Origin of the sequence: Lachnospira pectinoschiza, from assembly GCF_900103815.1 — a bacterium.
GTDB lineage: Bacteria > Bacillota > Clostridia > Lachnospirales > Lachnospiraceae > Lachnospira > Lachnospira pectinoschiza_B.
In genome coordinates this window covers 26,789-52,762 of sequence record NZ_FNHZ01000005.1, presented here as the reverse complement: position 1 = coordinate 52,762, position 25,974 = coordinate 26,789, and the positions used below count along the sequence as shown (strand labels likewise).

Annotated in this window: 17 protein-coding genes; all 17 read right to left on the bottom strand. The window is 37.7% G+C overall.

All coding sequences use genetic code 11. From position 1 onward, the window contains the following. Positions 1-62 precede the first annotated feature (62 nt). The 17 genes from BLQ66_RS08475 to BLQ66_RS08395 all read right to left on the bottom strand — a co-directional run bounded on the left by BLQ66_RS08475 (position 63) and on the right by BLQ66_RS08395 (position 25,941). The gene (locus BLQ66_RS08475; RefSeq protein ID WP_027432225.1) at positions 63-299 is read right to left on the bottom strand and encodes an HPr family phosphocarrier protein; all 237 of its coding nucleotides are present in this window, start codon (positions 297-299) and stop codon (positions 63-65) included. 489 nt (positions 300-788) lie between these two features. Continuing rightward, complete coding sequence (locus tag BLQ66_RS08470; RefSeq protein ID WP_074521777.1) at positions 789-1,925, bottom strand: GGDEF domain-containing protein; 1,137 nt, start codon at positions 1,923-1,925, stop codon at positions 789-791. A 964-nt stretch (positions 1,926-2,889) separates the two neighbouring features. Beyond that, positions 2,890-4,374: a glutamate synthase subunit beta gene (locus tag BLQ66_RS08465; protein ID WP_074521776.1), complete on the bottom strand. Its 1,485-nt coding sequence runs from the start codon at positions 4,372-4,374 to the stop codon at positions 2,890-2,892. Positions 4,375-4,392: 18 nt separating this feature from the next. Then, on the bottom strand, positions 4,393-8,931 hold the full coding sequence (gene gltB, locus BLQ66_RS08460) for a glutamate synthase large subunit (protein WP_074521882.1): 4,539 nt from the start codon (positions 8,929-8,931) through the stop codon (positions 4,393-4,395). Positions 8,932-9,391: 460 nt separating this feature from the next. After that, positions 9,392-10,306, bottom strand: coding sequence for a diacylglycerol/lipid kinase family protein (locus tag BLQ66_RS08455; RefSeq protein ID WP_074521775.1), 915 nt, complete (start codon positions 10,304-10,306; stop codon positions 9,392-9,394). Positions 10,307-10,325: 19 nt separating this feature from the next. Beyond that, entirely contained in the window at positions 10,326-11,762 is a 1,437-nt protein-coding gene (locus BLQ66_RS08450; RefSeq protein ID WP_074521774.1) for an SGNH/GDSL hydrolase family protein, read from the bottom strand. Positions 11,763-11,839: 77 nt separating this feature from the next. Then, positions 11,840-14,470: a translation factor GTPase family protein gene (locus tag BLQ66_RS08445; protein ID WP_074521773.1), complete on the bottom strand. Its 2,631-nt coding sequence runs from the start codon at positions 14,468-14,470 to the stop codon at positions 11,840-11,842. Positions 14,471-14,479: 9 nt separating this feature from the next. After that, entirely contained in the window at positions 14,480-15,364 is an 885-nt protein-coding gene (aguB, locus tag BLQ66_RS08440; RefSeq protein ID WP_074521772.1) for an N-carbamoylputrescine amidase, read from the bottom strand. Between the two features lie 21 nt (positions 15,365-15,385). Continuing rightward, positions 15,386-16,024, bottom strand: a complete 639-nt coding sequence (locus BLQ66_RS08435) for a Pr6Pr family membrane protein (protein WP_074521771.1) — start codon at positions 16,022-16,024, stop codon at positions 15,386-15,388. 49 nt (positions 16,025-16,073) lie between these two features. Beyond that, the gene (aguA, locus tag BLQ66_RS08430) at positions 16,074-17,207 is read right to left on the bottom strand and encodes an agmatine deiminase (RefSeq protein ID WP_074521770.1); all 1,134 of its coding nucleotides are present in this window, start codon (positions 17,205-17,207) and stop codon (positions 16,074-16,076) included. A 109-nt stretch (positions 17,208-17,316) separates the two neighbouring features. Then, entirely contained in the window at positions 17,317-18,546 is a 1,230-nt protein-coding gene (gene nspC, locus BLQ66_RS08425) for a carboxynorspermidine decarboxylase (protein ID WP_074521769.1), read from the bottom strand. Between the two features lie 71 nt (positions 18,547-18,617). Beyond that, entirely contained in the window at positions 18,618-19,877 is a 1,260-nt protein-coding gene (locus BLQ66_RS08420) for a saccharopine dehydrogenase family protein (RefSeq protein ID WP_074521768.1), read from the bottom strand. An 18-nt stretch (positions 19,878-19,895) separates the two neighbouring features. Beyond that, a complete protein-coding gene (gene speE, locus BLQ66_RS08415) occupies positions 19,896-20,753 on the bottom strand; it encodes a polyamine aminopropyltransferase (protein ID WP_074521767.1) in 858 nt (285 codons plus the stop codon). Between the two features lie 14 nt (positions 20,754-20,767). After that, positions 20,768-22,210: an aminotransferase class I/II-fold pyridoxal phosphate-dependent enzyme gene (locus tag BLQ66_RS08410; protein ID WP_027432215.1), complete on the bottom strand. Its 1,443-nt coding sequence runs from the start codon at positions 22,208-22,210 to the stop codon at positions 20,768-20,770. Between the two features lie 858 nt (positions 22,211-23,068). Further along, the gene (locus BLQ66_RS08405; protein ID WP_074521766.1) at positions 23,069-24,457 is read right to left on the bottom strand and encodes a sodium-dependent transporter; all 1,389 of its coding nucleotides are present in this window, start codon (positions 24,455-24,457) and stop codon (positions 23,069-23,071) included. Between the two features lie 17 nt (positions 24,458-24,474). Beyond that, complete coding sequence (locus tag BLQ66_RS08400) at positions 24,475-25,218, bottom strand: alpha/beta hydrolase (RefSeq protein ID WP_074521765.1); 744 nt, start codon at positions 25,216-25,218, stop codon at positions 24,475-24,477. A 162-nt stretch (positions 25,219-25,380) separates the two neighbouring features. Next, the gene (locus tag BLQ66_RS08395) at positions 25,381-25,941 is read right to left on the bottom strand and encodes a transcription repressor NadR (RefSeq protein ID WP_027432212.1); all 561 of its coding nucleotides are present in this window, start codon (positions 25,939-25,941) and stop codon (positions 25,381-25,383) included. Positions 25,942-25,974 lie beyond the last annotated feature (33 nt).

The window sequence follows — 25,974 nt, the reverse complement described above, 5'->3', positions numbered from 1 at the left end:
TGAATGCTTTTAGAGCATAAAAAAACACCAAGATTTCTCCTGGTGTTATTTATCATAAAGAATTAGTATTCCATGAATTCGTTAATGTCTCTTAAAACATCTTCCATTTCATTATTACCATCATTAATTGTAAGCTGTAGTGGCTTGCTAATATCTAGGCTAAATAAACCTACTAATGACTTACCATCCACGCAGCTGTAACCTGACTCCACGTCAAAACCACAACCATATTTACTAATTGCACTTACAAATCTCTGGACTTTCTCCACTGAGTCCAAAAGTATAGATACTGTTAACATATCCCTACCTCCCCATTTTTAATTCTAATCCTCTCAAGGCAAAATATTCTAGATATTCTGCGCATTTACTGGCTCTTTTCTTAAGCCTTAACAAATATACTATATAAAAACTCAAATTGCAACTTTTGTGGGGGGATTTTATTGTTTTAAAAATTAAATCTTATTGTGGATTTTTGTTGATTAATTATATATTATTGCAATTTCTTTGTGCAATTTATACAAGTAATTGTCTGTAAATTCACAAAATGTCCTTTTTTTACAAAAATTAAGTGTTAACAACTTAAGTTTTTAGAAATATTTTTAGGTACCTTAGTACTATAATAGTATTACTAAAGTATTTAGGAGTATAAAATTACATTCTAAAAAATCCCTCTAAATTCCTTTTTTTGAGATTTTTTCACCAATAAAAATGGACCTAAAAGGCTAATTTATTGCCTTAGGTCCATTAATTTTCTTTATTAGTATCCCACTGATATTCCTATTAGTATCCTACATTGAGATAACTTGTGCTATTCCGTTTTTAATCCTCCCGTAGAGGTTTCCCTCATAAACTATGCAGTTTCTTCCGTTATTCTTGGCTGCGTAGAGGGCTTTGTCTGCATTTTCATAAAGCTTATCAAAATCCTTACCATAGCCAGGAACAAAAGTAGCTGCACCAATACTTACGGTAACATAATTAGAAATTGCCTTATAAGCATGTGGAATCTTTGCAGCTTCTAGGTTTCGTCTAATCTTTAGGGCTAACTGAACGATGTTGTGCTCATCTGTGTCCTGCACGAAAATAATGAACTCCTCGCCGCCAGTTCTTGTTACAACATCAGTGCTTCTCTGGGCTGACTCTCTTAAAACCCTTGCAACTTGCTTAAGACACTCGTCACCTTGTGGGTGTCCATAAGCATCGTTATATTTTTTAAAGTAATCAATATCTAAAGCCAAGATACCAACCGACACCTTATTTCTCTCGCAATATGGCCAAATGGCATTAGCTCGACTCTCTAGGCCACGTCTATTAAACAAGCCTGTAAGTGGGTCGTGTTCTGAATAATCCGTCTTTTTTCGCAAAGAATTATTCATCTTCTCATGTCGCAAGTTAATATTGTGCTGATATCTCGAAACAAACATAGTCAAAATCTGAATCAGACACACATCTATAACGTATCTCACATCCATTCTGAAAATGAGAACCATAGTCACCATTATCACGGACATGGCGATAATGATTATAAGTCGGTCTTTTTCATTAACTATTGGAACAAATATAAAGTACGCACAAGCGATGATGTATAAAATTTCGGAATCAAAGACTTTCATATCACTTCCAGATGCCAGCATTAGCATGATGACAGTGATTACATAATAGGACATGTAAAGGATCTTAAAAGTCTCAAATTCGTCGTTTCGCACTTGAATATAAAGTACAACGCAATAGCTAATCTGAATTATTTCCAAAATCACTGCGCCTATCATAAAGGCTATCTTAAGGCCGTTGTCGTTCCAACTAGTGAGTCCGTAGGCTAGCATTAAAAATGGCAAAATCACCGCCAAAACAAAGGATGACTTAATTGCCCTTTTCATGTTTGTTAATTCGATATTCTTTTTTGAAATGCTGTTTTTTCTATCCCTCATATTACAAATCCCCCAGTTTCGCACGAACAACTTAATATATTATTACTATACTATATTATGAGGAAATTCACAAGCGATATACAAGATATTGCGTCGGATATGGTGGGGAAGCCCCTGGGGGAGGGGGCACGAACGGACATTGCATCTCGAGCACTAAGTTTGGGAGAGACACGCTCCCGCTATCTAACCTTGGCAAAGGATACTAAGAAAGTTGGCTATATCCTTTGGATATGCCAACTTTCAAGTACCTGCCAGGTTAGCATGTCCTCCCAAACTTGTGCTCGAGATTTCATTGTGCCCCACCCCCGAATGGCTTCGACGCATATCCGGACGCCATTGTAGTGGGGAGATGGATGTAGAACGGGCGTGGTGGTGTGGGACGGGTGTGATGGTGTGAAACGGTCGCCATTCGCTTCGCTGTGGCTAGATGTATGCTGAGTGAGGGGTTTGATGGGTGCTTTGATAGAGGTTTTGATACATAAATTGGGGTTTTGTGGCTAAGGGTAAGAATTACACCATTATAGGCACAGCTTGATTTCTTGGAATCACTGCTTTTAATTGGCTGTTGTGCCTGTAATCTTTTGATATCGGAAATTTAGCCATAAGCTTCTGGGTTGCGCCCCAGAAATTTTATTCTAACTTTTAAAGCTTTGTGCCTTTTTTACTTCTACTTTAAGATTTGAGCACAAGAAATTATTAGGGGCTTTCTAAACTTAAGAAATTTGTTGACTTTTGTGAGTTTTATTAGCAAGTTAGGTCAATTTCCGGAAATCTAAGGCCGAATTTCAGCTTTCATTTCCCGGAAAATTTTTAAAAAAAGTGACTAAATCCCACTAATTTAGAGATTTAGCCACTTTGTTCTTATTATATTTCTTGGCGTGTGCCTTTCTTGCATTAATCGCGGGTTTTTAGGCACCCTCGACCGCAACTGCGCTTCGGGACGAAATAAGCTTCCTAGCGCGATCTACAAATTTGTATAACCCATCAAGTAAGTATCCACTTCTCTAGCGCAGTCTCTACCCTGCTTAATAGCCTTTACTACTAGGGACTGGCCTGTGTGCATGTCGCCGGCTGTAAAGACGCCCTTTACGTTTGTTGCAAAGCCATCAAGACTTGTCTTTACGTTTGTACGCTCGTTTACTTCTACACCAAAGGCATCAACTACATACTTCTGGCTGCCAAGGAAACCTGCTGCAATGAGGACTAACTCGCAAGGGAGTTCTTTCTGAGTTCCTTCTACTGGAACCATCATCTTTCTGCCAGTCTTCTTATCAAGCTTGCTTTCAAGCTCTACTGTTACTACTGACTTTAAGTTGCCCTTTGCATCCTTTTTAAATTCCTGAACTGTAGTTGTATAAATTCTTGGATCATGACCAAATTTTGCAATAGCCTCTTCCTGACCGTAATCAGTCTTAGAAATGAGAGGCCACTGTGGCCATGGGTTTGTCTCAGTTCTTTCATCCGGTGCCTTTGGCATCATTTCAAGCTGAGTTACTGACTTGCAGCCATGTCTAATACATGTACCAACACAGTCATTACCTGTGTCACCACCACCGATAACAATTACATTTTTATTCTTAGCTGAAATGTACTTGCCATCTGTAAGGTTAGAATCAAGTAGGCTCTTTGTTGTTGCTGTAAGGAAATCTACTGCAAAGTAAATGCCCTTAGCATCACGACCTGTTGCTTTGATATCTCTTGGATTTGAAGCGCCACAGCAAAGTACTACTGCATCGTAATCCTTTAAGATATCCTTAGCCTTAAGGTCTTTACCAATATCTACGCCTGTCTTAAATTCCACGCCTTCAGCTTCCATGACATCAATTTTTCTATCAATAATGTGCTTTTCAAGCTTCATGTTTGGAATACCATATCTTAAAAGTCCACCAACTCTATCTGCTCTTTCAAATACAGTTACGTTATGACCTCTGAAGTTTAACTGATCTGCTACTGCAAGACCACTAGGACCTGAACCAATGACTGCGATTTTCTTATCTGTTCTAGTCTTTGGTGGCTTTGGGTCTGCATAGCCGTGAGCATAAGCATATTCAATGATAGCCATTTCATTTTCCTTAGTAGAAACTGGCTCCCCGTCTAGGTTACAAGTACAGGCTTTCTCGCAAAGGGCTGGACAAACACGACATGTAAATTCTGGGAAGTTACTTGTCTTTTTAAGTCTGTTGTAAGCCTGCTTGTAGTTTCCTGTATATAATAGGTCGTTCCATTCAGGGATGAGGTTGTTAAGAGGACAACCACTTGTCATCCCCTTAAGAGTTACACCTGCCTGGCAAAATGGTACGCCACAATCCATACAACGTGCTGCCTGTCTTCTCTGAGCCATTTCATCTAGAGGTGTGTGGAATTCATTAAAGTTCTTAATTCTTTCTAAAGGAGCAATAGCTTTGGCTCCTACTCGCTTATATTCTAAAAATCCTGTTGCTTTACCCATTACTATATCCTCCTATACTTACTTAGTTGCTGCATAAAATGCTTCAATCTGTGCCTGCTTTGAATTCATACCCTTTTCTTCCATCTGAACTATCATATTTAACATTCTCTTATAGTCATGTGGCATGATTTTCTTAAATCTAGGAAGATACTCTTCGAAGTTTTCTAAGATTAATTTAGCCTTCTTTGAGTTTGTGTTTTTAGCATGCTCTTCAATTAATGTGTGAAGGTCTAATACATCGTACTTATTAGTTACAGCTTCAAGAGAAACTAATGACTTATTAACTCTCTTATATAAAGAAGTATCCTCATCAAGAACATAAGCAACACCACCGCTCATACCAGCTGCAAAGTTCTTACCTGTCATACCAAGAACTACAACGATACCGCCTGTCATGTATTCACAACCGTGATCACCAACACCTTCTACAACTGCTGTAGCGCCTGAGTTTCTTACTGCAAATCTTTCGCCGGCTACACCATTTATATAAGCTCTACCACTTGTTGCGCCGTAAAGTGCTACGTTACCAATGATGATATTTTCATCTTCCTTATAAGTAGCCTTCTTAGGTGGGTAAACCACTAACTTACCACCTGATAAGCCCTTACCAAAGTAATCGTTACTATCACCTTCAAGCTCGATTGTTAAGCCCTTAGGGATAAAGGCACCAAAGGACTGACCGCCAGCACCATTACACTTTAACTTATATGTATCATCCTCTAACTTATCGCTAAATCTTCTTGTGATTTCAGCACCAAGTAAAGTACCAAGAGATCTATCTGTATTTGTAACATTTGTCTCAAAGCTATAAGGCTCTTCTTCATCAAAGGCCTTAGTAAATTTCTTAAGAAGTACTTTTTCATCCACTGTCTTTTCAAGCTGGAAGTCAAATACCTTCTTAGAATCATACTTAATCTCTGAAGCTTCCTTGATGTATGGATTATCAAGAATCTGCTTTAGAGATACCTTTGACCATCTACCTGAATTTGTAACTTCCTTGCTTGTAAGTAAATCAGTTCTACCAACTAATTCATCCACTGTCTTGATTCCAAGCTTAGCCATGATTTCACGTAATTCCTGAGCAATAAATTTCATGAAGTTTACAACGTATTCTGGCTTACCCTTAAATCTCTTACGAAGCTCTGGATTTTGTGTTGCAACACCTACAGGGCAAGTATCAAGGTTACATACTCTCATCATTACACAACCCATTGTTACAAGTGGAGCTGTGGCAAAGCCGAATTCCTCAGCACCAAGCATAGCTGCAATAGCTACGTCACGACCACTCATAAGCTTACCATCAGTTTCAACTACAACCTTATTTCTAAGACCGTTCATAATTAATGTCTGATGTGCTTCTGCAAGACCAAGTTCCCAAGGAAGACCTGCATTGTGGATAGATGACTTTGGAGCTGCACCTGTACCACCGTCGTAACCTGAAATTAGGATTACGCCAGCACCAGCCTTTGCAACACCTGAAGCGATTGTACCAACACCGGCTTCAGATACTAACTTAACGGAAATTCTCGCATTTTTATTAGCATTCTTTAAATCGTAGATTAACTGAGCTAAATCTTCGATTGAGTAAATATCATGATGTGGTGGAGGTGAAATAAGGGCAACGCCTGGAGTTGAAAGACGAGTCTTAGCAATCCATGGATAAACCTTCTTTCCTGGAAGATGTCCACCTTCACCTGGCTTAGCGCCCTGTGCCATCTTAATCTGAATTTCCTTAGCAGAAACAAGATATTTAGATGTAACACCAAATCTACCTGAAGCTACCTGCTTGATGGCTGAGCATCTGCTTCTTCCATCTGCATCTGGTGTAAGTCTATCCTCATCTTCACCACCTTCACCAGAGTTAGATTTTCCATGAAGCATGTTCATAGCAATGGCCATTGTTTCGTGAGCTTCCTTAGAAATTGAACCATAAGACATAGCACCTGTCTTAAATCTTCTAACAATAGAATCTACTGATTCAACCTCATCTATATCAATTCCTGTCTTAGGGAACTTAATGTCCATAAGACCTCTTAAATTCTTAACACCTGTCTCTTTATTAATTAGACTTGTGTATTCCTTAAATGTTTCGTAGTCGCCATTTCTAGTAGCAAGCTGGAGCAAATGTATTGTCTGTGGATTGTATAAATGCTCCTCCTGGTTACTTCTAGACTTATGAGCACCAACTGAATCAAGAGTTGTATCAACATTTAATTCAAGCTGATCAAAAGCCTTTGAATGAAGGACTTCAACATCTTCCTCAATATCCTTTAAAGAAATACCTTCAACTCTTGATACACAACCTGAGAAATACTTATTAATTACATCAGAATTAATACCGATTGCCTCAAAAATCTTAGCACCCTGATATGACTGGATTGTAGAAATACCCATCTTAGCAGCGATTTTTACAATACCGTTAATAATTGCCTTATTGTAGTCATCAACTGCTGCGTTATAGTCCTTATCAAGCATGTTATAGTCAATTAATTCCTGAATTGACTCAAGGGCAAGATATGGGCAAATTGCTGAAGCACCAAAACCAAGTAATGTTGCAAAATGGTGTACATCTCTTGGCTCACCTGACTCTAAGATAACTGCCATACTAGTTCTCTTCTTAGTCTGTACAAGGTGCTGCTGTACTGCTGATACTGCAAGTAATGAAGGGATAGCGACATGATTTTCATCCACACCTCTATCTGAAAGGATAAGGATGTTTGCCCCTTCCTTATAGGCTCTATCACACTCGATATAAAGATGGTTAATAGCCTTCTCTAGAGATGTGTTCTTATAGTAAGTAATAGGAACTGTCTCTACCTTAAAGCCTTCTACCTTCATTGACTTAATCTTAAGTAAGTCAGAGTTTGTAAGAATAGGATTGTTGATTCTAAGCTGCTTACAGTTCTTAGCCTCTGCCTGTAAAAGATTACCATCTGTACCAAGGTAAACTGTTGTTGATGTTACAACTTCCTCACGAATTGAATCGATAGGTGGGTTTGTAACCTGAGCAAATAACTGCTTAAAATAGTTAAATAATGGCTGATGATGATTTGAGAGTACTGCAAGTGGAGTATCAATACCCATAGCTCCAGTTGCTTCACCGCCATTAAGTGCCATTGGTAAAATTGAAGTCTTAAAGTCTTCGTATGTATAACCAAAGGCCTTTTGAAGTCTTGCTCTTTCTTCCTTAGTGTGCATAGGTGTCTTCTTGTTAGGAATCTTTAAGTCTGCAAGCCAAACAAGCTCAGAATCAACCCATTCGCCATAAGGCTTTTCTGATGCAAAATGTTCCTTTAACTCATCATCAGAAATAACCTTGCCCTTTGTTGTATCCACAAGGAGCATCTTACCTGGACGAAGTCTATCCTTCTTTGCAATTCTTGACTCATCAATTTCAAGTACACCAACTTCTGATGAAAGAATGATGTAACCATCATTTGTTACATAGTATCTTGAAGGTCTAAGTCCATTTCTATCAAGGATAGCGCCCATTACATCACCATCTGAGAAGAGGATTGATGCAGGACCATCCCAAGGTTCCATCATTGTTGCATAGTATTGATAGAAATCCTTCTTATTCTGGCTCATAGACTTATTCTTAGCCCATGGCTCAGGAATTGTAATCATAACTGCAAGTGGAAGTGGCATTCCATTCATAACAAGGAATTCAAGAGTGTTATCAAGCATAGCTGAATCTGAACCATTTACATTGACAACTGGTGTAATCTTTGACATTTCCTCTTCTAAGTATGGAGAAACCATTGTCTCTTCTCTTGCAAGCATTCTATCTGCATTACCCTTAATAGTATTAATTTCACCGTTGTGAACAATAAATCTATTAGGATGAGCTCTTTCCCAACTTGGATTTGTGTTAGTAGAGAAACGTGAGTGTACAAGGGCGATAGCTGATTCGTAAGCTTCATCCTGTAAATCGAGATAAAATTTTCTTAACTGACCAACTAAAAACATACCTTTGTAAATTACTGTTCTACTAGAAAGTGAACATACATAAGTATCCTCTGCTGTCTGCTCAAATACACGTCTTGCTACATAAAGTCTTCTATCAAAGTCGATACCCTGATTTACCTTCTTAGGTCTTTTAACGAAAGCCTGCTCAATAAATGGCATGCAATCGATTGCCTTCTTACCAAGAACTGTTGGTGTTGTTGGAACTTCTCTCCAACCAAGGAATTCCATGCCTTCCTTCTCAACAATAATCTCAAACATCTTCTTGGCTCTATTTCTTGCAAATTCATCTCTAGGGAAGAAGAACATACCAATTCCGTAGTCTCTTTCTTTTCCAATAGAAATTCCTGTGTTCTTTGTAACCTTTTCGAAAAATTTATGAGAAATCTGAAGAAGGATTCCCACACCGTCTCCTGTTTCTCCCTTAGCATCCTTACCTGCTCTGTGTTCCAAATTTTCCACAATACTTAACGCATCGGATACTGTCTTGTGTGTCTTCACACCATTGATGTTAACTACGGCACCAATACCACAGTTATCATGTTCAAAATCTGATCTGTAAAGTCCTGGTCTTCTCATTTCTTTTTCCATAAGCTTTAATCCCTTTCCTAAAGATAAATTGCAAGTCAAATCTATTAGTAACTTCCTCATAACTAAAACAACCAATCGCCATAACTGGCATATTTACTTGCTTGTGAGAAATCTTAAAACTTTTTGGAAAACTTGTAAAATTAAATTGTCAGACAATTTATTCCCGATAAATACACATTTTCAAAAGGATTAGTCTAGTTAGTTGTAACGAATTGTGTCTAAATTGTGTGAAATTTCATAAAAAAATAGCCCCAAAAGCACTTTAAATTATTAAAAAGTGGCTTTTTAGGGCTATCTTTAAATTTTTTCAAAATAATATTAAGATACAATTCCAACAATTTACTTTTGTAGAAGTTTTTCGCTTTAAATTATTAACTTAGTTTTCAAAATGTCTGCTTAAGAAAATTAAGTGTAAGGTGTTTTTGCCTAATTTACTTAATTTTATAAAGCATATACTATTTTAAATTAAGAAGTCTACAGCAGCTTCCATAACCTTATAGGTTACTTCTTTTCTTGCTCCGCCATATTCCCCATCAAAGGTCCAATCTACGTCCACATCCGATTTAAAGCTAATATGGCTAGTCTTTAGATTGTGTACCATCTTACACTTGTCATAATCCTGTGTAATATAGGCGCCAAGTAGTTCTTGTGCATCTAGTGGTGTCTTAATTTCCTTTACAAGTAGAACCTCAAAAATTCCATCCTGTAAATCCACTGTGTTACCAATAATGCCCTTCATGCCACCTACTGACTGAGTATTACTTACCATGCCGTATAGGAAATTTCCTTCTATATTAAATTCATTTCCATTCTCATCAATACCTGAAACCTGCATGTATTGTGGCTTTAAATTAAGTAATTCCTTTGCGCCAGAAAAGACGTAGGCCTGATGACCTAACACGTTTTTTAACTCCTGTGGAGTATTATAGCTTACCTGTGTAAATGCGCCAAAGGCCGCAACATAGTTAAAGGACCTCTCATACTCTCCATCTGTGTAAACTAGTCCAATATCTACAGGGTAAATATTGCCATTAGCAATAGCAGTAGCTGCCTGCACCATGTTCTTATCAATATTTAGACTTGCAGCAAAATCATTAGTACTTCCACTTGGTATATATCCGATTTGAGGCTTATTCTCTAAACGTAAAATCGCCCCTACTACTTCATTTAAAGTACCATCGCCACCGCTACATACAATGACATCATAATTATCACCAACTTCTAATACCTTCTCATATCCATCATTGGCCTTCTTTGTAGGGTAAACAGTTACCTCGTAGTCTGCCTCTGATAGAATCTGAATTATCTGCATTAGGCTGTTCTTAATAAGTCCTTTTCCTGAATTAGGGTTAAATACCAATAATAACTTCTTCATAGTATCCTCCTCTGTTTCTCTACATTTCTAAGCTTATATTTGAAAATGTAACATCAGCGTTTCTACTTACAAATAATCCAAGATATACATGCCGAGGATCAACTGTTGTAAGCTTAAAGTCAAAGCCGCCAGTTATAACATCTCCATCATCAAAACTTGCGCCATATCCATCTTCTGTTGCAAAAAGGCAAGCCTTTACTGTCATACCTTTCTTAATTTCTCTTTTAAGCTTTGAGCCAAGAACCTGCTCGCTACTTCTTCTTGCAAAGCAATTTGTAGCATTTTCCTTCTTAGTAAGGAAGAGTGGAGCTGCTGCCACATAATCTCCTAATACGTCAGCTGTGTCCATATCAACATAGACATCATCTCTTACCATAAGTCCAAAGGAAACCTGGTCATTACTAAAATAGTCATTAACTGTTATATCAGCTGTTAGCTTAAATTTAGTTGCTGCTGGAATCTGCTTAAAGGCAAATAAGATACCATCTGTTACAATACTAATCTTACCTCTGTTCTCTCTTACTGCCATTCTAATAGCAGGCTTTCCATCCTTTTCTTCAAGCTCACAACTAAAGTCCTTATTATCTGCAGGAGCTAAAATATCACCAAAAGCTGATACCTTAAAGCCTTCTACATCCTTAAAGAGCTTACTTGCTTCTAAGTTAGAATTAAATTCTACTGGCTTATAATCTTTATTAGCCTCAAGGTAGTTTTCCTTAGCAGGGTATGGCATGTAATTAGCTAGGTCTATTACATTTTCAGAAAGACCAGTAATTCCAAGCTCCTTAATAGTCTTCATAACAAAAAATGCATTGACGTAGGCCCCCCATACATTAGTGTGAGTGTTATCTACGCTTACCATGTTATTACAAGACCAAGCATGAAGATAAGCAGTTTCCTCAACTCCAAGCTCCTCATAAAACTTTCTTGTAATCTCTGTCATATCAACTAAGGCAACATGTGTATCTGCAGCTAGCTTTCTTACTGCCTCTGGATAGTCGCCACCCTTAAAATCACCGTTATCCTCAGTGATATGTAGCAAAACCTTGCTCCAATTATCCTCAGTCTTACGTCTAACAATAGGTGTAGCAAGAATTGGCACCACTCCTGCTGTTCTTGCAGGTTCAATATAGTTTATATATAGTGAGTTTGCAAAACTTCCTTCTGTCTTATAGTCTCCCACTGCAGTTCTAAATCTGTCTACTTCAGCCTTCTCATCATTATGGCCAAAGCCCATAAGTAGGAAATCTCCAGACTCCATATTATTCATCAATGTTTCGTAATTTTCTTCTTTAGTAAAGGAAAGAGAACTTCTACCTGAAAGTGCAATATTTACCACTTCTACCTTATCATTTAGGTATTCTCCCAATTTTGTTCCGTATCCATATCTTGGATAATAATACTTGTCTTCAAAACTACTAAGTGTAGAATCTCCAACAACCCATAACTTACTCATAAATCTCTCCTTTATTGCCAAAGCAATTTAAAATTGCGCTTTTATAAGATTAATACATTGAAAAAGTTTTATCAATATTAGAAGTGTTTATTTAAGAAATTCTTTCGAAGTTCCTCTTCTCTCTTCTCCACATCTTCAAGCAATTCCCTTGCAGACATTAAAATGCATCCCTGACCTCTAATAATCACCTGTTCCACTCCATCAGAGGTTGCCACTGTTACATTTCTTTTTCTGCCATTTTCATGGGCAAATTTTTCTATGTAATGATCTGCAGTTTCCGCTTCCTTAGTGTAAACCACATGAATGTTATTAAGATCTACAAACTCTTCTTGGTGGCCCTTTACCTTATAGGCATCAAATACCACAATAAGCTCTGAATGAATTAGAGACTGATAATGCTGCATAATATCAAGGAGTCTACCCCTTGCCCCGTCAAAATTAGTCTTTTGCAATTCATCAAGTTCTGGCCAAGCATGAATAATATTATAACCATCCACAAGTAGGTAATTCTTTGCACCTTCCTTGTTCTTATTACCGTATAGGGTCATGTCCTTACCTACATACTTCTCAGAATACAAACTCTCCTTAGAAGAGTCTCCCCAGGCAGTTACATATCTTGCCCCATTATTTTCATTTTTCTTTCTCTTTCTTTCCTTAGCAGCATCTGACTTACTATTAGAGTAGTAGGTTTCAGATAAAATTCTATCTACTTCCTCCGTTCCAATCCACTCATCAGACACTGTTCTTGAGGCAGCTTTAGCATTTATTGGTCGAAGTGATATATCTCCTGTTGTATGTCCATTTTCTTCAATAATCTCACAGTGAGCGTGGTCTCTAACCTCAAACCAAGGCACAGTGTAGCCTGAACCATGAGCGCAAAATACAGAATCTACTGGGTTTCTTGTATCTCTTTCAGGGTCATAAGCCTTAGCCTCAATTACTTCCTCACTATTGTGGCACTCCTTATAGCCTGCCATCTGAAGGCTAATGCGGCCCGTACCCTTAGTGTAAGTATTAAGCTCAGCCTGATAATTTCCAATGGCTACTACTGGCGCCTCACCCTGAATTAAGCACTCATCTCCATTATCTATTAAATTAGAGCTACCGCCCATTCTCTCAATATCTGTCATAGCCCTACCAATATAGGCTCTATCAAGCCTAATCTCGTAAGCATAGTAAGGCTCTAAAATCACAGACTCTGCCATCATAAGGCCCTGTCTTATAGCTCTATAGGTAGCCTGTCTAAAGTCACCGCCTTCTGTATGCTTAGGGTGGGCTCTACCATTTACCAAAGTTATAACCATGTCGGTTATGTTTGCGCGAATTAGGACACCTTTGTGATTTCTTTCCTGCAAATGTGTCAAAACCAGTCTTTGCCAGTTCTTATCAAGTAAGTCTTCGCTACATTCAGCTTTAAATACAAGACCAGAACCTCTCTCGCCTTCTTCTAGCTTTAAATGTACCTCTGCATAGTGTCTTAAAGGCTCAAAGTGGCCAATACCATAACTGCTGCCCTTAATTGTCTCTTTATAAACCACACTACCAGTTCCAAAGGAAACCTCTACGCCAAATCTCTTCTTAATAAGTCCTGTTAGAATTTCAAGCTGCACAGCACCCATTAGACTAACAATGATTTCTCTAAACTCTTCATTCCATCTAATATTTAGGGCTGGCTCCTCCTCTTCTAACTGTCTAAGGAGAGGTAGCATAACTAGCGGATCCTTATCCTTTGGTAGAATCATCTTATACTCAAGGACTGGTGCTATCACTGCGGTATTTGCTAGATTTTCAATACCAAGACCTTGGCCTGCAGTTACTTCATTAAGACCCACTATTGCGCACACATCTCCTGCAGATACCGATTTTGCAGGGCTAAATTTATCACCATTATAGACTCTAATTTGATTTACCTTCTCCTCGCCAATCATGTCTTTTGCCTGAAGGCTACCAGAAGTTAATTTCAAATGTACCAATCTATCGTTATTTTCTCTAGTTATCTTTACAACTCTAGCGCCAAAGTCTAGCTCTTCCTTGCCGCTATAAGCATCCTTACTATAATCATTAATTGCATCCAGTAATTCTTCTACACCCTCTAGTTTTAATGCTGAACCAAAAAGCACTGGGAAGAGATGTCTTTTGTAAATTTCAGACACAATAGTTTCTTTTGAAACTTCCCCAGATTCCAAATATTCATCTAAACTTTCATCTGATGCAAAGGAGATTTCCTCCATATCCTTTTTATTAAAATCAATGCAGTTAGTAGATAATCTATTCTGTAAAATCTTTAAGACTCTTTCTTTACTAGCCCCTGCCTGGTCCATTTTATTCACAAAAATAAAAGTAGGAATCTTATATTTAGATAGCAAATTCCATACTGTCTCTGTATGTCCCATAACGCCGTCTGCCTGGTCTATTACAATAACTGCAATATCTAAGGCCCAGAGGTTTCTTTCCATCTCTGCACTAAAATCCACATGTCCTGGGGTATCTATTAAATTGACTTCAAGGTCCTTATAGTTAAACTTGGCTTCTTTTGAATAAATGGTGATACCCCTATTCTTTTCCACTTCGTCCGTGTCAAGAAAGGCATCACCATTATCAACTCTACCAAGCTTACGTATAACTCCTGTTTTAAAAAGAATGGCCTCTGAAAGTGTGGTTTTTCCAGCATCTACATGGGCAAGCATTCCAATCGTAAGCTTCTTCATATTCTATTCCTACTTTTCTGATATTATTTTATACATGTCTGGTCTTCTATCTCTAAATAGGCCCCATGACATTCTATCCTTTTCTAACTCGTCTAAATCAAAGCTGTGGCAGATTACACCTTCCACGTCTCTTCCAAGCTCCTCAACAATTTCACCTGTGTTATCAGTAATAAAGGATGAACCATAGAAGTTAAGGCTTGATGTCTGGCCTCCGTTAGCTTCGCTTGCAGTAACGTCCTCTCGTCCAATTCTATTAGCTGCAATAACCGGCATTAAATTAGCTGCTGAGTGGCCCTGCATAACTCTTCTCCAGTGTGGCATACTATCTAGCTCTAAGATTGGCTCACTACCAATGGCTGTTGGGTAAAATAAAAGTTCTGCCCCAAGAAGTGCCATAGAACGAGCAGTCTCTGGGAACCACTGATCCCAACAAATTCCCACACCTATCTTTGCAAATTTAGTTTCAAAGGCCATAAAGCCTGTGTCTCCTGGTGTGAAATAGAATTTTTCCTGATAATAGTGATCATCTGGGATATGAGTCTTTCTATAGGTTCCAAGATTAGTTCCATCAGCATCAATAACTACCACGCTATTAAATAATCTTGTTATATCCTTTTCATAAACACTTACAATTACTACAACTGATAATTCCTTAGCAAGTTCTATAAAGTGATTCACTGCCTTATTATCCTCTATGCTTGTAGCAAAGTCATAATAATCGTATCTTCTCTCCTGACAAAAATACTGTCTTTCAAAAAGTTCAGGAATAAGGACAATATTTGCCCCTGCCTTAGCGGCTTCTCGCACGTACTTATCGGCTGTAGCTATATTTTCATCAACATTTCTTGTACAGGCAAACTGAACTGCTGCCACCTTTACTTCTCTTTTATTCATAAATCTCCTTTAGAATTTAATTTACGCTGCCTTTAAATTCTTCTTTTTTAAAATGTAAACTAAAATCGATAATCCCCATGAACCGCCTACAATAACAATAAACCAAATTACTGAAGCAAGTACTGACTGTTCATGCACCTTTAAGAATGGATATGGTCCATACATAACATTAAGGGCATTTAGTGTAATTGTTACTGCTGCATAAATTACAGTTGGGATAAAATTAATTGCTGTATTTACAAATCTTAAGTTCACTACATCCTCAAAGAATGTAAAGCTTATAAAGCTAATGATTGGGCAAAGTGTGTGGTAGTAAAGGTTAGCACCACCAAATAAATACCAGCCTGTCCACTTAAATCCTGCAAGTGGAATTAAAACAAATACAACTACTAAGAAAGTAAGGCACATACATGATGTAGCCATAAATCTAAACTTAGAAACGAAGTTATTTGTCTTTACTTCACCACTCTTAAAGCCTTCATAGCCTGTGATTACAAAGCACAAACTTGAAAGTAAACCAAGGATGTTACTATCCTGTGTGTAATATGAAAATAATCCAAGTCCGTTACTATGTATACTAACGATTAAACCTACAATTCCCAATACAACTAGGCAAATGTTTAAACAATATGCCACTTTAAATTTACTATACTTATTCATATCTTTTTTGCGTCTTTACGCACCTTTCTAAATATTAGGGCAAACCCCTCTATTCTGGAATCTGCATTGTAATACAGTGGATGTTGCCACCACCTACAATAATATCTCTTGCATAGATTCCTATTACTTTTCTATCAGGCATTAATGCCTGTAAAAGAGCGATTGCATCTGCATCTTTCTTATCGTTAAACTGAGGAACTAGAGCGATTCCATTGGCAATATAAAAGTTAGCATAGCTTGCTGCTAATCTTTCGCCTAACTCTCTTTCATCCTCACCCTCTTCAAATTCATAACCTAATAAATCCTCTTCCTTAATAGTTACAGGAATATCTGGGATATATAACTTATGAACCTTTAGAGGAAGCCCATCGCAATCGGTCTCATTTTCCAAAACCTTTAAATCCGCCATAGACATTGCATACTGTGGGTCGTCTTCTTTATCAGTCCAAGCTAAAACTAGATTAGCTTCTGAGGTAAAGGCACAGACATTGTCCACATGCTCGTTAGTCTCATCATTATAAATTCCATAAGGAATCCAGATAATCTTCTTCATACCAAGGGTCTTTTTAAGGACCTCTTCAATTTCCTGCTTAGATAGCTTTGGATTTCTACCTGGGCTAAGCAAACAGCTTTCTGTCGCTATTAAAGTACCCTTACCATCTGTATGAATTGAGCCACCTTCTAAGACGAAAGGGGCTGCATCAAAGTAGTCATATCCTAATTCATTGCAAAGCTTTATAGCTAGCTTATCATCCTCTTCCCAGTGGGCATACAAACCATCATAGTCCCCGCCCCAAGCATTAAAGGTAAAGTTAACTCCACGGACAGCTTTGTTGTCTCCCAACTTTTTTACAAAAATTGGAGATGTATCTCTAGCCCAAGCATCGTTAGTATCTGCAATTACTATCTTAATGTTCTTATTTATTAAATCAGAATCAGCCTCATTATCCTTAGATAAAAGATAAAACTTAGCCTCTTCTTCATATTCCTTACTTGCTACCATTATAAGCTCTTCATGTCTTGCAATATGTCTTGCAATTTCAGTAAAGACTTCCTTAGCCTTTACACCACCATTAGGCCAAGAGCCTGGTCTAACGGGCCAAATCATAATGGTTGCCTTATGTCTATTATATTCTGCAGGCATTCTATATTCTGCCATACATGCTTTATTATCTATTCTCATTACAACCTCATAAATGTGTGATGGGATTAAAAAATTAATATGCACAAACCGTGCATATTAATTTTATCATAATCTATTTAGTTGTGGAAAATTTAGTTTCATAAAATTCTTAACTTAATCTTCCCTTAAAGTCTTCGTAGCCAAATTCCTTAATTATTCTACAATCTCCGTCCTTCATAGTGGCAATGCTTGGAAGAGGTATGCCATTAAAGGTATTATTCTTTACCATAGAATAAATTGCCATATCCTCAAAGATCAGCTTATCACCTATATTTATCTCATCCTTAAAGCAGTAGTCTCCAATAATGTCTCCTGCAAGGCAGGTAAAGCTTGAAAGTCTATAGACATGACTATAACCTTCCATGATTTGCTTACCCATGGCTCTCACTGGAGATATTCCATTTTTGTACATTTTCTTAATAGTCCAAATATCAAGGTCAGTATCCTCCACTTTAAGCGCATCTTTAAGGGGTGGAACATAAGGCATCTCAAGGACATCTGGCATATGACAAGCAGCCGATGCATCAAGGATTAGTGTCTCAATGCCGTTATCCACCTTATCAAGAACAGTGGTTACAAGGTAACCTGCATTAAGGGCAATAGCCTCTCCTGGTTCAAGGTAAACTTCGCAGTTATATCTAGCCTTCACCTGATTTATGCATCTAATTAAAGTCTCGATGTCATAATCCTCTCTTGTTATATGATGACCACCGCCAAAGTTTATCCATTTTCTTCCCTTTAGGACAAAATCAAACTTCTCTAAAACCACTTCTAGTGTGGCCTCAAGGTCATCTGAGTCCTGTTCACAAAGAGTATGAAAATGTATTCCCTCAACTCCATCTAGTAGCCTTGGATTAGCTTCTAGTGCTTCCTCTAATTTCTTTAAAGTCACGCCAAATCTAGAACCTGGAGCGCATGGGTCATATATTGCATGGTCTCCCTGTGTAGAAAATTCAGGATTAATTCTTAAGCCTACACTAACCCCTGCTTTTTGCCAAACTGGTCTATGGTGTTCTAGCTGAGAAATTGAGTTAAAGACTATGTGATCACAAATCTTAACTAGCTCTTCCATGTCTTCATCCTTAAAGGCTGGAGCAAAGACATGATTTTCCTTTCCCATCTCTTCCTTTCCAAGGCGGGCCTCATATAGGCCACTAGCTGTAGTTCCACTAATATATTTTGAAATTAAAGGGTAGGTGTAAAAGTTTGAGAAGGCTTTTTGTGCAAGTAAAATCTTACATCCTGCTGCCTTTTCAACGCTTTCAAGCACTTTTAAATTTTCCTCTAATTTATTCTCATCTATTACGTAAGCTGGAGTTTTTAAGTCTCTTATATTCATTTCTTACTCCCTTCTAAAAAAACTAGTAACGCCCGCCTAGTGACGCTACTAGTTTCCAATTAGTTTTATTATTATTCTACAATAGCTGGATTCTCATCAACAACCCATGGTAAGCCCCACTTATTAAGTGCTTCCATGTATGGATCTGGATCAAATTCTTCTACGTTAAATACACCTGTTCCATTCCACTTACCTGTTACCACCATCATAGCACCAATCATAGCTGGTACACCTGTTGTATAAGAAATAGCCTGTGAGCCTACTTCCTTGTAGCATTCCTGATGGTCACATACATTATAGATATAAATTGTCTTATCCTTACCATCCTTCTTACCCTTAAAGATACAGCCGATATTTGTCTTACCTACTGTTCTTGGGCCAAGAGTTGCAGGGTCTGGTAATAATTCCTTTAAGAACTGAATTGGAACAATATCAACACCGTTAATATTAACAGGATCTGTTCTTAACATGCCAACATTTTCCAAACACTTCATATGTGTAAGGTAGCTTTGACCAAATGTCATAAAGAATCTAATTCTCTTAATCTCTGGATAGTTCTTTGCAAGAGATTCGATTTCTTCGTGGTGAAGTAAATACATGTCCTTCATACCAACTTCTGGGAAATCGTATTCTCTCTTAATAGACATAGCTGGGATTTCTACCCAATGTCCATCTTCCCAGTAAGAACCTGGAGCTGAAACTTCTCTTAGGTTGATTTCTGGGTTAAAGTTTGTAGCAAATGGATAACCGTGGTCACCACCGTTACAGTCAAGGATATCTACACTTTCGATTGTATCGAAGTAGTGCTTCTTAGCATAAGCTGTAAATACTGATGTAACACCTGGGTCAAAACCAGTACCAAGAAGGCCTAAGATATTAGCTTCCTTGAATCTATCCTGATATGCCCACTGCCATGAATAATCAAAGTAAGCAGAAAATCCTGCTTCCTTACATCTCTTTTCATAAATAGCCTTCCACTCAGGATCTTCTGTATCCTCTGGTTCGTAGTTAGCTGTATCAATATAGTTTACCTTTGTCTTAAGACAAGCATCCATAATAGTTAAATCCTGGTATGGAAGGGCAAGGTTAAGTACAGCCTCTGGCTTATAGCTTTCAATTAAAGCTACTAATTCATCTACATTATCTGCATCTACCTTAGCAGTTGTAATCTTTGTAGTTGTATTCTTTTCTAACTTTTCCTTTAAAGCCTCACACTTAGATACTGTTCTTGAGGCAATACAAATCTCTGTAAATACTTCGCTATTCTGACAACACTTTGTAATAGCAACCTGCGCTACGCCACCGCAGCCAATAATTAATAAACGGCTCATTATTAATCCTCCTTAAAATTAGTCTCTCTCTTCTTCTTCAAGCATATCCTCTACATATTTTGGAAGCATAAATGCGCCTTTATGTAGATTGGTTGTGTAGTAACGTGTCTTGATACCAAGCTTCTTCCATTCTGCTGGTTTAAAGTTATTAATTGGATGATATTTTTTAGATGCAAATCCAAATAACCAATAACCGGATGGACATGTTGGAATATGTGCCTGATAAACTCTGCTGATTGGAAAAGCCTTATAGGCCTTGCGATGCATTTTCACACATTCTTCTTTGTCTTCCTCATAGAATGGACTTCCGTGCTGGTAAACCATTATACCATCTTCCTTTAAGGCCTTATAGCAGTTGCCATAAAATTCCTTAGTGAAGAGTCCTTCTGTGTAACCAAAAGGGTCTGTTGCATCATTTATAATTAAGTCATATTCATCTGACTTGCTTCTTAAAAATCTAAGAGCATCCTGAATATAGACATTAACTCTTTCGTCTTCTAAACCTTTAGATAGTTCAGGAAAATGTTCCTTACAAACTTCCACAAACATCTCATCAGGCTCTACAACGTCGATTTGTTCAATTGTTTCATACTGTGTAAGAGATGTGGCAACACCACCATCGCCTCCACCAATAATAAGAACCTTTTTAACATTTGGATGAACCGACATAGGTACATGGGTTACCATCTCATCATAGATAAACTCATCCTTCTCTGAAAAAAGTATCTCACCATCAAGTGCTAAAATCTTGCCAAATTCATCAGATACCAATACATCGATTCTTTGGCAATCTGAAACTCCAGAAAATAGCTGTTTTTCAATTCTCATTGATATCTTCACATTAGATGTGTGAAGTTCAGAAAACCACATTTCCATATCTTAAAACCTTCCTAAACCAAAACCATTAAATTATTAACTTCAGGATCTTCTGTTCCTTGCATAGAACATCCCTTTTCCTTTACATACTCGATATACTCAATAATCTCTTCTGTAATTTCCTCGCCAGGTGCAAGGATTGGGATTCCTGGTGGGTAACACATTACATTTTCACCAGAAATTCTTCCCTTAGTTTCCCTAAGTGGAAGAGATATCTTGTTGGCATAGAAGGCTTCCTGAGGTGACTTAGCAACCACTGGGCTAATAAACTCGCCTGTTAGCATACCAGTCTTGTCCTTCTTATAAATTCTTGCAATATCTGCAAGGGCACCAACAAGTCTTTCAATATCTTGTAATCTATCGCCAATGGAGATATAAGCTAAAATGTTACTTACATCGCCAAATTCTATCTGAATATCGTACTCGTCTCTAAGTAAATCATACACCTCAATACCTGCAAGTCCAATACCTAATGTGTGAATTGATAACTTTGTTACATCGTAATCATATACGCTAGTACCGTTAACTAATTCCTTACCATAGGCATAATAGCCACCAATGCTATTGATTTCCTTTCTTGCATATTCGGCCATTTCCATTACCTTTGAAAATGATTTCTCCCCGCGAAGGGCTAAATTTCTACGAGAAATATCGAGGCTTGATAGTAATAAATATGAAGCGGATGTAGACTGTGTTAGATTAATAATCTGTCTTACATAGTCTGCATTAACTCCTTTATTAGTAAGTAAAATTGAACTCTGAGTTAAGCTTCCTCCTGACTTATGCATGGAAATTGCTGACATATCAGCTCCTGCTGCCATACCTGAAATTGGTAGGTCAGGCTGGAAATATAGATGTGTACCGTGAGCTTCATCGGCAAGCACCTTCATTCCTGCTTCGTGAGCAATCTTAACTATAGATTTAATATCTGAGCAAATACCGTAATAAGTTGGGTTATTAACAAGTACTGCCACTGCGTCAGGATTCTGTCTTATGGCCTCCTCCACACTTGAAACTTCCATTCCAAGAGAGATGCCTAAATCCTTATTAACCTCAGGGTTTACATATACTGGAATCGCGCCGCAAAGTACTAATGCATTAATTGCGCTCTTATGTACGTTTCTTGGTAAGATGATCTTATCACCTCGCTTACAGACTGAAAGAATCATAGCCTGCACAGCTGAAGTTGTTCCACCTACCATTAAAAATGCATTCTCTGCCCCAAAAGCACTAGCTGTAAGGTCTTCCGCATCTTTGATTACAGAGATTGGATGACTTAGGTTATCTAGTGGCTTCATAGAGTTTACATCTATTCCAACACAACGCTCACCAAGTAATTCTACTAGTTCTGGGTTACCTCTTCCTCGTTTATGCCCAGGAACATCAAAGGGAACTACTCTTTGTCGTCTTAATTTTTCTAATGCCTCGTATATAGGAGCTCTTGTCTGATCTAGCATAGTACTTGCCTCCTCTTTATAATTTCTGTTTTTTAAGTTGTGCTATCGGACGCTGCAAAGCCGGAGGGATTTTGGGGTCCGGACGCTGCAAGTGGCTTCGCCTTGCAGCTGGTTTTTTTGGCCGGACGCGACTCCGGCTTTGCCTTGTCGCTGCTTGTTTGGCGTAGCCGCTTGGCTTTCTTCTTTTATGACGCTGCAAGTGGCTTCGCCTTGCAGCTGGCTGTTTTAGCCGGACGCGACTCCGGCCTTGCCTTGTCGCTGCTTGTTTGGGCACATCCCTCTACTATTTAGTGACCTACGCATCATTTCGTGCTTCGCACTTTCATGATGCTGCAGAAATTCGCAATCCGACGCCTTGCGTCTACTTGCTCATTTCTGTTTGACTGTGCAATAGCATCGCTTTTGCATGCTAGCATGCAAAGCGTGCTGCTGCACAGTTTTAGTCACTAAAAAACGAGACAATCGCACATACGCACAATCGTCTCGTTATCAGTCTGTTATAAAATGTAGAGAATTCCTATAGCATTACATGCAAATACGCGTTACTCTTTATTGACCGTTTAACAAGATGATGTGCTAATTAGCACCGATTATAAAGTAATCAACTTAAAAAACAGAGCTTTTGCTCAATCAATAACGTGGGTTTACCACACCGGCAACCGACCCGCCTGTCCGTTAGGCTTAACTTTTTAAATTAGTTTTAAAAAGTGGTCATATTTGCATGAAAAGGGTTACTTCTCATACGCGCAACATTGTAGCAAATTTTACCTTTAGTGTCAAATTTTTATCTCTTAAAAAGGAGTGAGCCATAAGGTCATCCCTCATAACTCACTCCTTTAATTTCCTTTTTATTTAATATTAAAAAACACCAAGGCTCATAAGTAATAGGATAAATAGACAAACTGGAGCTATATACTTAATCATAATTGTGAATAAGCCCTTTCTGCCCATCTTATCTCCACTTTTTTCTACTTCTTCAATAATAGCTTTTGGCTTAATTACCCAGCCTACTAAGATACATGTAGCAATAGCTGCTATTGGCATTAAGATACTGTTACTAATGTAATCCATAATATCTAGAATCTGACCTACTGCTCCGTTTGGAAGCTTGAATTCAAAGTATAGGTCGTTGTAACCAAAGCATACAAGGCAAGCAAGAATGAATGCAATAAAGAATTCAATAATAACTGCCTGACCTCTATTATAGTTCTTATCGCTATCAATCATGCCAGATACAATAGCCTCAAGTACTGACATAGCACTTGTTATGGCTGCAAAGAGTACCATTGCAAAGAATACGACACCGATTAGATTTCCAATCTTACCCATTGATGCGAAAATCTTAGGTAATGCTACAAACATAAGGGATGGTCCTGAAGACATACCCTCTGTTCCTGAAAATACATAAACTGCAGGAATAATCATAACACCTGCAAGGAAAGCTACTACTGTATCAAAGATTTCAATCTGGTTAATTGACTTTGGTAAGTTAGCATCATCTCTTACATATGAACCATAGGCAATTAAGATACCCATAGCTACTGATAACGAATAGAATAACTGTCCCATAGCATCCATTACTACTGTAAAGAACTTCTTGATTGTTATTCCATCTAAGTTAGGAATTACGTAATATTTTAATCCCTGTACACCAGTTCTTACTACGCCGCTGTCATCTGTCTTACTAATTGTTAATGAAAATATAGCAATTCCCACAACTAATACAAGTAATATTGGCATAATAATCTTTGAAAAGGATTCAATACCTTTATTTACGCCTAAGTAAATTACAATACAAACTAATAATAAGAATATAAACATCATAACGATTGGTTCTGTTTTACTAGTGATAAAATCAGTAAAATAACCTTCTGTAGCTGCATCAACGCCATGTCCTGTTATGAATGCAATTAGGTACTTTAATACCCATCCACCAATTACACAATAATAAGGTAATATGATAAAAGGCACGATGCTTGATAACCATCCAAGCCATGTCCACTTCTTATTCAATACACCATATGCTGTTAGGGGGCTTTGCTTAGTTTTCCTTCCTATTGCAATTTCAGCGGTTACTAAGGTGAATCCGAAGGTAAGTGCAAGCACAATATATACAACAAGGAATAGTCCTCCTCCATCTCTTGCTGCTAGGTATGGAAATCTCCAAATATTTCCAAGACCAACTGCGCTTCCAGCTGCGGCCAATACAAATCCTATTGACCCACCAAAAGTTTTTCTTTTCTCCATAAGTAAACGTCCTCCAATTAGCTTTGTTCGGATATGAAATTAATTATAAAACCTGTTGTTATATCAATTTGATCCTTGTTAGATATAGTAGCGTTTCCGTCGCCATCTTGCAAGCCATAACTTCCAAAAAATGAATGGCATCCACCTTGTATGACCTCTTCAACCCAGTTGTCAGGCAGATTTGACTTATTTTTCTCATAAGAATCTTTTTTTAGTACACCATCCTCAGATCCATAAATTGACAATACATTTATATTGGTTTTAGACAAATCCTTAGTGGAATAAGCTGCAAGTAGGATAAGGCCTGTGTACTCACTGCTATGTTTACTTATATACATAGAAGCACAAGCTCCCCCAAGAGAGTGGCCTGCCATATACCAATCTGTTATTTCTGGAAAATTCTCCTTAAGGCCATCCGCCCTGTTAGTTCCAAGAATAGCTAAGTTTCTTGGCATCTTTACTAAAATGCATAAAACCCCTTCACTAGCTAATTCATGAAGTAATGGTGCATAGGAAGTGTACTCTACCTTTCCTCCAGGATAAAAGATAATTCCTGCCTTTACATCTCCTGTGGGACTAAATACCATATCGTTACTATCAAGCATATATACATTTACGTCATCATCTGATTCTAAGCTAGTGTCCACATTTTCACTGGCCTTATAATAATCGGCTGTGTAGACAAAAAAAGTTGTAAACAATACCGCTATAACAAGCAAAACGCTTATTAAGACTCTTCGAATAATTCTTGCTTTCTTCATATAAATCTCCTTCAATAAAATAAGAGCGGATTTAATTTTCCGCTCCAAAGCTAGTAAGAAAAATCTTACCAGTTCGTAAATTATATTATATACTAAAAAAAGAACTAGAAAACTATTTTTTACGAATAGTTTCCTAGTCCATATTCTTTAATGTTCTTAGTCCTATATTGTTGTTTCTTCTTTACTCCAAAAATCTACTGGCTCATAATCCTGTAGTTTGGCTATAAATCCTAATCTTTGAAGCTCATCCCATATATATTCTAAAGTCTTTTCATCTGATGCTACAATTGTATGGTAGTGATATCCGGAAGTTATATGCATAAGCAAGGTGCTTTTACCGCTTTTAATCTCTTCCATATATTCCTTTATATCACGTCTTGAATGAATATTCATATCGGCCTTTAAAACGCCGTAAACTCTATGATATACGAAGATATCCTTAACCCATCCGCCTAAATCCACGATTGCATTAAGCTCTGTCTCCACATCATCATCGGTATGATAAACTTTAAATACCCTAGAAAATTCCTCATTCTTAGCACTAATTACGTATCCTCTATTAGTGGAATAGATATCAATGTTCTTAGCTCTAATCAAGGCAATATCTTGAACTATGACCTGTCTACTTACATCGAATTTTCTAGCCAAAGCTTCACCAGACATAGGCTTATCTGATTTTTTTAAAATATCAACAATACCTTTTCTTCTATCTTCACCATTCATCTGGCTAATCCTTTCTAAATCCTATTATAGAAT

What these genes read in the sequence shown, in the direction of transcription:
- gltB (WP_074521882.1), bottom strand. Translation starts at nt 8,931, where the DNA reads ATGGAAAAAGAAATGAGAAGACCAGGACTTTACAGATCAGATTTTGAA.
- BLQ66_RS08435 (WP_074521771.1), bottom strand. Translation starts at nt 16,024, where the DNA reads ATGAATAAGTATAGTAAATTTAAAGTGGCATATTGTTTAAACATTTGC.
- BLQ66_RS08395 (WP_027432212.1), bottom strand. Translation starts at nt 25,941, where the DNA reads ATGAATGGTGAAGATAGAAGAAAAGGTATTGTTGATATTTTAAAAAAA.
- BLQ66_RS08475 (WP_027432225.1), bottom strand. Translation starts at nt 299, where the DNA reads ATGTTAACAGTATCTATACTTTTGGACTCAGTGGAGAAAGTCCAGAGA.
- speE (WP_074521767.1), bottom strand. Translation starts at nt 20,753, where the DNA reads ATGGAAATGTGGTTTTCTGAACTTCACACATCTAATGTGAAGATATCA.
- BLQ66_RS08410 (WP_027432215.1), bottom strand. Translation starts at nt 22,210, where the DNA reads ATGCTAGATCAGACAAGAGCTCCTATATACGAGGCATTAGAAAAATTA.
- aguA (WP_074521770.1), bottom strand. Translation starts at nt 17,207, where the DNA reads ATGAGAATAGATAATAAAGCATGTATGGCAGAATATAGAATGCCTGCA.
- BLQ66_RS08420 (WP_074521768.1), bottom strand. Translation starts at nt 19,877, where the DNA reads ATGAGCCGTTTATTAATTATTGGCTGCGGTGGCGTAGCGCAGGTTGCT.
- BLQ66_RS08465 (WP_074521776.1), bottom strand. Translation starts at nt 4,374, where the DNA reads ATGGGTAAAGCAACAGGATTTTTAGAATATAAGCGAGTAGGAGCCAAA.
- aguB (WP_074521772.1), bottom strand. Translation starts at nt 15,364, where the DNA reads ATGAATAAAAGAGAAGTAAAGGTGGCAGCAGTTCAGTTTGCCTGTACA.
- BLQ66_RS08445 (WP_074521773.1), bottom strand. Translation starts at nt 14,470, where the DNA reads ATGAAGAAGCTTACGATTGGAATGCTTGCCCATGTAGATGCTGGAAAA.
- BLQ66_RS08455 (WP_074521775.1), bottom strand. Translation starts at nt 10,306, where the DNA reads ATGAAGAAGTTATTATTGGTATTTAACCCTAATTCAGGAAAAGGACTT.
- BLQ66_RS08405 (WP_074521766.1), bottom strand. Translation starts at nt 24,457, where the DNA reads ATGGAGAAAAGAAAAACTTTTGGTGGGTCAATAGGATTTGTATTGGCC.
- BLQ66_RS08400 (WP_074521765.1), bottom strand. Translation starts at nt 25,218, where the DNA reads ATGAAGAAAGCAAGAATTATTCGAAGAGTCTTAATAAGCGTTTTGCTT.
- nspC (WP_074521769.1), bottom strand. Translation starts at nt 18,546, where the DNA reads ATGAATATAAGAGACTTAAAAACTCCAGCTTACGTAATAGATGAGAAT.
- BLQ66_RS08450 (WP_074521774.1), bottom strand. Translation starts at nt 11,762, where the DNA reads ATGAGTAAGTTATGGGTTGTTGGAGATTCTACACTTAGTAGTTTTGAA.
- BLQ66_RS08470 (WP_074521777.1), bottom strand. Translation starts at nt 1,925, where the DNA reads ATGAGGGATAGAAAAAACAGCATTTCAAAAAAGAATATCGAATTAACA.